The sequence below is a fragment of the Nocardiopsis salina YIM 90010 genome, assembly GCF_000341025.1.
GTDB classification, from domain to species: Bacteria; Actinomycetota; Actinomycetes; order Streptosporangiales; family Streptosporangiaceae; genus Nocardiopsis; species Nocardiopsis salina.
In genome coordinates this window covers 1-1,380 of the sequence record NZ_ANBF01000154.1, presented here as the reverse complement: position 1 = coordinate 1,380, position 1,380 = coordinate 1, and the positions used below count along the sequence as shown (strand labels likewise).

1 protein-coding gene is annotated in these 1,380 nt (G+C 72.5%); it reads left to right on the top strand.

Features of this window, described 5'->3' with window-relative positions; translation table 11 throughout:
• Window positions 1-1,357 (top strand): glycosyltransferase (locus tag D474_RS29040; protein ID WP_017614777.1); only part of this gene is annotated, 1,357 nt, incomplete at its 5' end.
• Window positions 1,358-1,380 lie beyond the last annotated feature (23 nt).

The following is a 1,380-nucleotide window of genomic DNA, read 5'->3' as shown; positions in this document are numbered from 1 at the left end:
GCTGCCCGCTCTGTGTCCGGAGCGCACCCGGCTGGTGCGTGCACCGCGCCAGGGCTGGGGACGCGCCCACGCGGTGCACACCGGTGCTCTGGCCTCCGAGGCCGAGGCCCTGGTCTTCCTGGACGCGGACATGCTCTTCTTCCGAGACCACGTCGAGGCGCTCATGCGCTGGCACCACACGGCCGACGATCTGGCCGTCACCGGGCACCTGCGTTTCGTCGAGGACACCTCCGAGAGGCTGAGCCCGGACGAGGTCTTCGAAGCGATCGCCTCGGGCACCCCGGAGCTGCTGACCGACGCTCCCGGCGAGGAGCTGGCGTGGCTGCGTGAGGCGTACGACGCTTCACGGGACCTGCGCTCGGCCGGTCACTCCGTCTACTCCTACTTCATCGGCGGCACCGGCTCCGTGCGCCGGGAGTTCTATCTGTCCTGCGGGGGTATGGACCCGGAGCTCGTCCTGGGTGAGGACACCCATCTCGGGTTCCGGCTCGCCCAGGGCGGGGCGGTGTTCGTCCCCGAGACCGGGAGCAGCAGCCTCCACCTGGGCAGGCCCCAGATGGAGGAACGGAAGGAGGACGGCGCCAGGTTCCGGCGCCCCTTCGTGGGAAACCGCCTCCCCCTGTCCCCGTCGGTCCGGCAGAGCCCGGGACGGCAATGGCAGGTACCTCTGGTCGACGTCGTGGTCGACGTGGGGGAACACCGGTTCGACGACACCACCGCGACGGTGGATTCGCTCTTGGCGGGGGACGTGTCGAACATCCGCGTGACCCTGGTCGGGCACTGGCCCCGCGTGGACGCGGGCCGCCACGACCCCTTGGACGCCCCGGACCTGCACATGCGGTTGCTGCGCGAGCACTACCGTTGCGAACCCCGGGTCCGCACGGCGGCTTCACCGCCTCCACGTGACCCGGACGTTCCCCACAGGCTGACCGTGCGCCCGGGCCACACATACGCCCGGCACGCCGTCGAACGCATGATCAGGAGGATCGACCGGGCTCGGGCGGGCCTGCTCCGGGCGACCCTCCCCGGCGACGACCTGGGCGGGCCCCGGCTCGAGCGGACGGCCGCCTTCGCGCGGGCCGAGCGGCTGGCAGGCGGTGACGACCGCGATGCGGCCGTCGCCCGTACCCATGGCCTGGTGTGGATCGACGCCCGCAGGGAGCTGCTCGCCGCGCAGGGAGCAACGACCGCGGTGCCGGACGACTGGGAGCAGCGCCTGGAGGCGGTTCGGGCCGAGACCGACCGGTACCGGGCACGGGCCGACCGGCTCTCGCGACTGTGCGCCTGGTTGACGGAGAGCAGAACGGGTCGGGCCCTCAGCGGCCTGGGGACAGGGGCCAAGGGGCTGACGCGATGACGGGCGTCGGGGACGGCAGGGAG